Consider the following 7,727-nt stretch of genomic DNA (forward strand, 5'->3'; position numbering starts at 1 on the left):
TGAGTTTGGCTAAAATTTGAAAATCTCTATATTAAGACCAAATAAAAACGACTCGTCATGAGTCGTTTTTTTGTGCAATCATCAGCTCACGCTATCTATCTTCTTAGATAAGGTACGCTAATCTAGCTTTCTGACAATAAAGCCACTTGCTGCACATAGTTAAACAACTTGAGCTTAGATGCTTCAAGTTCTTCCGCAGACACTTCCTGTTTCATATCACGGTGGATACGCAACACATGCTGACGCAGTGTATGACGTTCAGCCGCTTTATAGGTTTTACTAAAATCATTAATCACAGGGTCGCCGTCTTTAATAATTCGTTCCACCCAACGCTGTAACTGTGCGGTTTTTTTCGCACCTTGTTGCGGTGTCAAATAAGACAAAATTACGCTTTCATCTTCATTACGCAACAATTTACCAATACGCTGACACTGACGACGACGCGCTTCATGTGAAGTAATGCTTTGCAATTCCAGTAAAGCATCAATTAAACGCTCTTCTACTGGAAGTTTCTGAATTTGTTTGGCGCTTAACTGCGCCAATTGTTCGCCCAGTGCAGCCATACGTTGTACGGCTTTTTTCTGTTCGGTTTTACTTGCACGCCCTTCTAAAGATTCAAAGTCATCTTCGGTAAAACGTTGCGGTCGACGTGCCACGATTAATCTGCCTCGTAAAATTTTGCTGCAAACAGTGCTTGAATATCAGATAAAGCTTTTTCTTCATCTGCACCATCAATCACCAAGCGTAAAGTAGTTCCCTTGCCTGCACCTAACATGAGCAAGGACATAATATTTTTGGCATCAACCAATTTGTCGCCTTTACCAATTTGGATTGACGAACGAAATTTGGTGGTCACTTCAATCAGCTTCCCAGATGCCCGTGCATGTAAACCTAGTTTATTAATTACGTCAACAGTTGTGTCAATCATGACCAGTGCTTCATTTCTCGGTGTAAGACTTGAATAGACCATTTTGCCTCAAGTGCTTTTTTTAGTCTATCTACGATATAAACGGAACGGTGTTGCCCACCCGTACAGCCAATTGAAATGGTGATGTAGTGTCGATGTCCTTCGGCAAAGGCTGGCAACCATTTTTCTAAAAACTGATGGATGTCCTGAAACATTTCATGGGTTTGCGGACTTTGTTGAAAAAATTTCTGCACAGGTGCATCTAAGCCTGAATGTTTTCTTAGCTCCAAATCCCAATGTGGATTGGGCAAATGACGCACATCAAACACATAATCGGCATCTAAGGGGATTCCGTGCTTATAGCCAAAGGATTGTAAAATTACAATCAATTTGTCAGTTTGCCCAAGCTTAGACAACAATACGTGTTTTAGATCATGCACACTTTTGTCAGTGGTATCAATATGAACCGTAGAGCGGAACTGAATCGGCATCAACAAGTTTTTTTCTTCTTGAATACATTCATTCAAGCTTTTAAAACGGCTAGAGAGTGGATGCGGACGGCGTGATGCGCTAAAACGGGCAATCAATTCCTGATCTTGCGTGGTCAGATAAATAATATCGACTGAACCATGCTTTTGCAGTTGCTCAAATACCAAATCAAACTCTTGCAAGTCGGCACGGGTACTGCGTACATCTACCCCCAATGCCAACTGTTCCAAGTTATTTTCCTGATCCAGTTTATCCACAATTTCGGGGAGCAATGCCAAAGGTAAATTATCAATACAGTAATAACCCAAATCTTCCAACACTTGTAATGCCGAAGATTTTCCTGAACCCGATTGACCTGTCACGATCAAAATACGTTTCATGGCATGCAACCCTTCTATTGCCAGCTATGCAGAATGTTTGACCTGCAAATTATCAATTAAACGTGTATTGCCCAATTTTGCCGCAACGAATAACACCAGATCTTCACTAAATGCTTCAATTTTCTGCAATTCTGTTGTACGCGCTTCTACATAGTCCACAACAAAGCCTGCCGCTGTCAATGTTGCTTTAATATTCGCTAACACTTGTGACAAAGTTTCACCTTGCTGTAATGCTTGTGCAGCAGCCTTTAAACTTTGATAGATTGTCGGTGCAATTTGACGCTGCTCTGCACTCAAATACCCATTACGTGAGCTAAGCGCCAAACCATCTGCCGCACGTACAATTGGCACGCCAATCACTTCTAGCGGAATATTTAAGTCGCGTACAAACTGACGAATGACTGCCAGTTGTTGATAGTCTTTTTCACCAAAGAAAGCATAGTTTGGCTGTACCATATTGAATAATTTGGTCACGACCACCGCAACACCATCAAAGTGTCCAAGACGCTGCAAGCCACACAAGTCTGCCGTAATCTCACTCACTGAAATATTGGTCAAACGTGGTTTGTTACCATACATTTGCTCAACTGAAGGCGCAAAAATAATGTCGCAACCGACCTCTGCCAACAATTGGCTGTCTTGGTCTAAAGTTCGCGGATAACTGTCAAAGTCTTCATTAGGGCCAAATTGAATTGGATTGACAAAAATACTGACCACCACCACATCACATATTTTTTTCGCTTCGCGCACCAAGGTCAAATGCCCTTCGTGCAAATTGCCCATGGTCGGAACAAAACCAATGGTTTTACGCGCAGCGCGTGCAGGCTGTAATGAAGCCGCTAAGCCTTGAATTGTGGTTTCAGTTTTCATATTACAACTCGACTTGGAAAGTTTGTTCACGTGCTGGGAAAGAACCATCTTGAACTGCAGCATGATAGGCTTTAAACGCATCCAAAATGGCAGTTTCACCCGCTTGTTCTTTCATAAAGTTACGTACAAATTTTGCGACACGACCAAAAGTCAGCCCCAGCATGTCTTGCACCACTAGTACCTGACCGTCAGTGTCTGCACCTGCACCAATCCCAATCACTGGAATTTCAGGGAACAAGGCAGAAATTTCTTGACCTAGCTGTGCTGGCACACATTCTAGTAACAGAATCGCCGCGCCTGCTTCTACCACAGCTTTACAGTCAGCAATCAGTTTATCTGCAGCTTCGCGGGTACGTGCCTGTAATTTATAACCGCCAAATACATGCACCGATTGTGGCGTTAAACCTAAATGTACACAGACAGGAATACCATTACGGGTCAGTGTTGCAACGGTTTCGCTGAGCCATGCACCACCTTCCATTTTGACCATTTGTGCACCCGCTTGCATCACCTCTTTCGAGCTTTGCAATGCATCATTTAAGGTGGCATAACTCATAAATGGCAAGTCAGTCAAAATAAAAGCATGTTGATTACCACGACGCACCGCCGCAGTATGATAAGCCATATCCGCCACGCTGACAGGCAAGGTTGAGTCACGCCCCTGAATGGACATCCCCAAAGAATCGCCAATTAAAATCGTATCAATTTCAGCAATTTCCATTGCTTTCGCCATGCTTGCATCATAGCAAGTCAGGCAGGAGAATTTTCGACCTTCCGCTTTAAATTTTCTGAGGTCACTTAAACTAATCATGAAAATATTCCTCTATGGAAAAAGCATCACGCATGCTTAATTTAAAACTTTATAGCCCTGCCCAATTGCCTGCATCCACAACAGTTAAGCTCGGATGTTCAAGCAATGGCGAGTGTTTTAATAATTGTCCTTTGACACTTAAGTTAGCATCTAAATCTAACAGCGGGATGACGACAAAATCACGCTCTAGCACCCCTACATGTGGTACAGTCAGACGTTCTTTTTGAATGTTGGCATCAGCATAAATCAACAAGTCTAAATCTAGCGTGCGCTCACCCCAATGGCGTAAACGTACCCGACCTGACTCTTGTTCAAAACGTTGTAATTCATCTAACAATGCCAACGCTTCAAGTTCGGTATCTAAACGTACCACAGCATTCAAATAATTAGGCTGATCTTGTGGCCCCATTGGTGGGCTTTGATACAGTTTAGAAGTCTGCACTTGCCCCAAAGTTGCCAGTTTTTGCACCGCTTCAGTCAAAATTTGACGCGAATCGCCCAAATTACTGCCTAAACCAATATAGGTGATGTTGCTCATTGTGTTGGCCCAAAAATCACTTGGCTTAAATCACGTTGCACACGTTTACGTTTTAAAATCGGATGATCTGCACCAATACCTGAACCGTTTGCTGTAGCAGTCAATTGCGCCCGATTTTCTTCATACTGTTTGGCTTTACGCGCACGTCGACTACGAGGCTCAGGCTCATTCACCAAGGGTTCAATCTGCATATCGGCAGCATGTGTTGCTGGTGCCACATCAACAGGTTCTTGCGCTATTTTACGGCGGCTCTTGGCACGTAATCGGTTATATTGGGCAATCGCACGTTCTTTTTCATCGGTGCTCATAAGCTGGTAGGCATCCCACCACTGACCCATTCCTAAAGTCGAGCTATCGCCTGCTTTTTCACGCAGTAATAAAAAGTCAAAACCTGCACGGAAACGCGCATGCCCAGACAATGCTTCAATTTGCTGTGGTTTCGGTTGCAATAAACGGGTTTGCATTTCCCAAACTTCACGAATAAAAGTTTCAGCAAAACGAGGAATAATGGTACGTGTCGCCTGACGTTTCAGTACATCTAAACCTGCTTGGGCTCGCGCTTCGGCTGCCACCACACCTTTAGAAAGATAAAAGTCACAACGCTCTAAAAACGGTTGCCACAACAGCACCGCATAGAAAAATGCAGGGTTGATGGTTTTACCAATCGTAATCCGTTGATCGGTATTTTTTGCTGCACGTTCAATAAATGAGTTGATGTCTGGCTTGATGTCGGCAAATAACTGACGCCAAATACCAAACTCAATCAACATCGGCAGGACTTTATTTAAATGTCCCATCGTAAAGAGTTTTTGCGACTCATCATATAAACGGTGTGGCGATACATCACGCAATAACTGCGTCATTTCAGGCGTAAAAATTTTAAGAATTTTTGGATCAATATTGAAATTTAATTTGGCAGCAAAACGCAAAGTACGCAGCATACGCACTGGGTCTTCTTCAAAACGTAAAGTTGGATCGCCCAATAAACGCAAGTTTCTGTGCTTTATATCATCTACGGCATTGCAAAAATCTAACACGATGCCTTTGCGTGGCTGGTAATACAACGCATTGATTGAAAAGTCACGACGGGCAAAATCTTGCTCGATTGTGCCCCAGTTATTATCGCGCAGAATCATCCCCGCCGCAGAAGTCACAGCTTTTTTCGGTGGCGCACGGAAAGTGGCCACTTCAATTAGTTCACGCCCTGCATAGACATGCGCCAGCTCAAAACGTCGTCCAATAATTCGGCAACGTCGTCCGAAAACTTCTTTCACTTGTGAGGGTGTGGCATTGGTTACGGCATCAAAATCCTTCGGATTTAGCCCTAACATTAAGTCACGAACTCCACCACCGACGATATAGGCTTCATAGCCTGCTTTGGTTAAAGCATCTAGAACATCTAAAATGGAAGAAGGTAATTGAGCGGTAGATAAACCACATTTTGACGCGCGCAAAGTTTGCAAAAGACGCTGTCTCCTACGTCTGAACGTAAAACAGATAAGATGTCGCTAATCATATCTCTAACACAATCAAAGGGCAATTTGATTCACATGCTAATTTTGCAATGTGCAGTGCTAAAATTCTGCTTGCAGCTACAATGCCAACTTGTGTTTATTCTTGGCAAATAAGGCAGACCCAATCCCTTTGACTTGCTGAAGTTCTTCAATACTTTGGAATTTTCCATTTTGTTTTCGGTATTCCACAATCGCTTGTGCTTTTTTCATGCCCACCCCAGACAATTGCTGCAATTGTTCTAGTGAAGCGCTATTTAAACGCACTTGATTTGTATGCGCACTTTGCTGAGTAGGACGTGCTAAATAATGTTCTGCGCTTGATGATGTGGCTTGAGTCGCGCTTAAACGCTGATCTTGCGCGGTTTGCTGCGCTTTCCATTTTAAATAATTTTGATCATAGCTGTGACCATTCACCTGAGCAGGCCTGGACTGCACATTTTGTGCTGTACTCCATGCGCTGATAATGCATAACAGCAATGCAAGCCAGCACTGCCATCCGAAAGAAAAAAAGCGAAAAGAAGTTTTTAACTGCTGCGATATATTCATGTTGCCGCAAAACCTGTCATTTTAATTGTTGTTTTGCCTGCTCCCAAAGTTGATCCATTTCTTCTAAAGTCATATCTTCTATTGTTTTTTGTTGTAATTTGGCCTGATCTTCAATGTAAGCAAAGCGTGTTCTAAATTTATGAATTGTGCCCAATAATGCCAACTCACTGGACACGCCAAGTTTACGCCCAACATTGATTAAAGAAAACAAACAATCCCCTAACTCATCCTGTATTTCATCGGATTGTTGCTGTTGAATCGCCTGTTGTAATTCTTGCAATTCTTCTTCTAACTTGCCATACGCATCTTGCACGGTATGAAAGTCAAAGCCCAATTGTGCCGCATGCTGCTGAATTTGCTGTGCCTGCACCAAAGCGGGTGCATGTTTCACCTCATCTAAACGTGACTTTGCTTTACCCTGTTTTTCTTGTTGTTTGATGGTTTTCCATAAGGCAGCGACATCTTCTGCGCTAAGCTGCGCAAACTGTTCTGCCTGAAACACATGTGGATGCCGACGAATTAATTTAGCGCAAATGGCTTGTACCACATCTTGAAAATCAAATGCACCTTGCTCGCTATACATTTGTGCCTGAAACACCACTTGCAACAACAAATCACCCAGCTCATCACGTACATCATCCACCTTGCCTGAACGCACTGCTGCTTCAACTTCATAAGCTTCTTCAATTGCGTATTGAGTCAAACTTTCTGGGGTTTGTTTTTGATCCCACGGGCATTGTTGACGTAACTGTTGCATGATTGAAAGCAATTGCTGCATGGGTTGTTCCTTATTTCAATTTATTGCACGAATGCACCATTTTTTTGTTATGCTCAGACGGCAAGGACGATATGCACAACAAAAATAACATTAGGGAGCAAGTTCAAATGCACAGTATCTTGATTAGTGGCGCTGCACAAGGCATTGGTGCGGCAATCGCACAATTGTTTTATCGGCAAGGTTACCGTGTCGGTATTTATGATATTCATCTCACACAAGCACAGCAATTGGCAGAACAATTGGGTGAGCGTGCGCATGCAGGTTTGCTTGATGTAGCAGACTATGCCAGTTGGCAAGCTGCGTTATCCGATTTTTGCCAATGGGCAGGTGAATTGAATATTTTGGTGAATAATGCAGGAATTCTCTACTCAGGCGCATTTGAAGACACACCCATAGAAGCGCATCATCGGACTATGGCAGTGAATGTGAATGGTGTATTAAACGGTTGTCATGCGGCTTTGCCTTATTTAAAACAAGCAAGTTTTGCACGGGTGATTAACCTGTCTTCGGCATCTGCGATTTATGGACAAGCCGATTTAATTTCTTATTCTGCTTCCAAATTTGCAGTACGTGGCATTACGGAAGGTTTAGATATAGAGTGGCAAAAATACGGCATTCGGGTCTTAGATGTCATGCCGCTATTTGTACAAACTGCAATGGTGAAAGATATGGATGCAGCCACCATTCAAAACATGGGCGTGCATTTATCGACAGAAGATGTCGCCCAGGTGGTGTATCAACAAGCGACGGTTAAAGATTCGATTCTGACCAATACGCATCGTGCGGTCGGTTTAAAAGCCAAAACCCTAATGCAACTTTCGAGTATTAGCCCACAATGGTTAAATCGTCTGTCGAATAGCTTGTTGGCGAAGCGTCATTAATTCTACATCTATC

The 7,727-nt window shown here is 43.0% G+C and carries 10 protein-coding genes; 1 reads left to right on the forward strand and 9 read right to left on the reverse strand.

Going from position 1 to position 7,727, the window contains the following annotated elements:
• Positions 1 to 122: 122 nt before the first annotated feature.
• From yjgA to mazG, 9 genes are all read right to left on the reverse strand, one after another.
• Positions 123 to 656, reverse strand: coding sequence for a ribosome biogenesis factor YjgA (yjgA, locus tag VF675_RS12985; RefSeq protein ID WP_004975130.1), 534 nt, complete (start codon positions 654 to 656; stop codon positions 123 to 125).
• Positions 657 to 658: 2 nt separating this feature from the next.
• On the reverse strand, positions 659 to 928 hold the full coding sequence (locus tag VF675_RS12990; RefSeq protein ID WP_026438354.1) for an HPr family phosphocarrier protein: 270 nt from the start codon (positions 926 to 928) through the stop codon (positions 659 to 661).
• Positions 925 to 1,776: an RNase adapter RapZ gene (rapZ, locus tag VF675_RS12995; protein WP_440205330.1), complete on the reverse strand. Its 852-nt coding sequence runs from the start codon at positions 1,774 to 1,776 to the stop codon at positions 925 to 927. Before rapZ ends, VF675_RS12990 begins: the two co-directional genes overlap by 4 nt.
• 24 nt (positions 1,777 to 1,800) lie before the next feature.
• Positions 1,801 to 2,646: a pantoate--beta-alanine ligase gene (gene panC, locus VF675_RS13000; protein WP_131260754.1), complete on the reverse strand. Its 846-nt coding sequence runs from the start codon at positions 2,644 to 2,646 to the stop codon at positions 1,801 to 1,803.
• A 1-nt stretch (position 2,647) separates the two neighbouring features.
• On the reverse strand, positions 2,648 to 3,457 hold the full coding sequence (gene panB, locus VF675_RS13005) for a 3-methyl-2-oxobutanoate hydroxymethyltransferase (protein WP_004975120.1): 810 nt from the start codon (positions 3,455 to 3,457) through the stop codon (positions 2,648 to 2,650).
• A 49-nt stretch (positions 3,458 to 3,506) separates the two neighbouring features.
• On the reverse strand, positions 3,507 to 3,995 hold the full coding sequence (gene folK / locus VF675_RS13010; protein WP_440205331.1) for a 2-amino-4-hydroxy-6-hydroxymethyldihydropteridine diphosphokinase: 489 nt from the start codon (positions 3,993 to 3,995) through the stop codon (positions 3,507 to 3,509).
• A complete protein-coding gene (gene pcnB / locus VF675_RS13015) occupies positions 3,992 to 5,458 on the reverse strand; it encodes a polynucleotide adenylyltransferase PcnB (protein WP_286395935.1) in 1,467 nt (488 codons plus the stop codon). The genes folK and pcnB overlap by 4 nt, the downstream gene beginning before the upstream one ends.
• Before the next feature lie 129 nt (positions 5,459 to 5,587).
• A complete protein-coding gene (locus VF675_RS13020) occupies positions 5,588 to 6,055 on the reverse strand; it encodes a ComEA family DNA-binding protein (RefSeq protein WP_440205332.1) in 468 nt (155 codons plus the stop codon).
• 16 nt (positions 6,056 to 6,071) lie between these two features.
• Positions 6,072 to 6,833 (reverse strand): nucleoside triphosphate pyrophosphohydrolase, encoded by a 762-nt coding sequence (gene mazG, locus VF675_RS13025; protein ID WP_440205333.1) that lies wholly within the window; start codon positions 6,831 to 6,833, stop codon positions 6,072 to 6,074.
• Between the two features lie 107 nt (positions 6,834 to 6,940).
• Between mazG and VF675_RS13030 the strand changes: the two genes are divergently transcribed.
• Positions 6,941 to 7,714, forward strand: coding sequence for an SDR family oxidoreductase (locus tag VF675_RS13030; RefSeq protein WP_096901545.1), 774 nt, complete (start codon positions 6,941 to 6,943; stop codon positions 7,712 to 7,714).
• Positions 7,715 to 7,727 lie beyond the last annotated feature (13 nt).

This window comes from Acinetobacter sp. Lyrl_1, from assembly GCF_051948795.1.
GTDB lineage: Bacteria > Pseudomonadota > Gammaproteobacteria > Pseudomonadales > Moraxellaceae > Acinetobacter > Acinetobacter towneri.

Bases quoted from the DNA above. Each gene is read 5' to 3' on its own strand.
- VF675_RS12990 (WP_026438354.1), bottom strand. From the start codon at position 928: ATGATTGACACAACTGTTGACGTAATTAATAAACTAGGTTTACATGCA.
- rapZ (WP_440205330.1), bottom strand. From the start codon at position 1,776: ATGAAACGTATTTTGATCGTGACAGGTCAATCGGGTTCAGGAAAATCT.
- panC (WP_131260754.1), bottom strand. From the start codon at position 2,646: ATGAAAACTGAAACCACAATTCAAGGCTTAGCGGCTTCATTACAGCCT.
- panB (WP_004975120.1), bottom strand. From the start codon at position 3,457: ATGATTAGTTTAAGTGACCTCAGAAAATTTAAAGCGGAAGGTCGAAAA.
- folK (WP_440205331.1), bottom strand. From the start codon at position 3,995: ATGAGCAACATCACCTATATTGGTTTAGGCAGTAATTTGGGCGATTCG.
- VF675_RS13020 (WP_440205332.1), bottom strand. From the start codon at position 6,055: ATGAATATATCGCAGCAGTTAAAAACTTCTTTTCGCTTTTTTTCTTTC.
- mazG (WP_440205333.1), bottom strand. From the start codon at position 6,833: ATGCAGCAATTGCTTTCAATCATGCAACAGTTACGTCAACAATGCCCG.
- VF675_RS13030 (WP_096901545.1), top strand. From the start codon at position 6,941: ATGCACAGTATCTTGATTAGTGGCGCTGCACAAGGCATTGGTGCGGCA.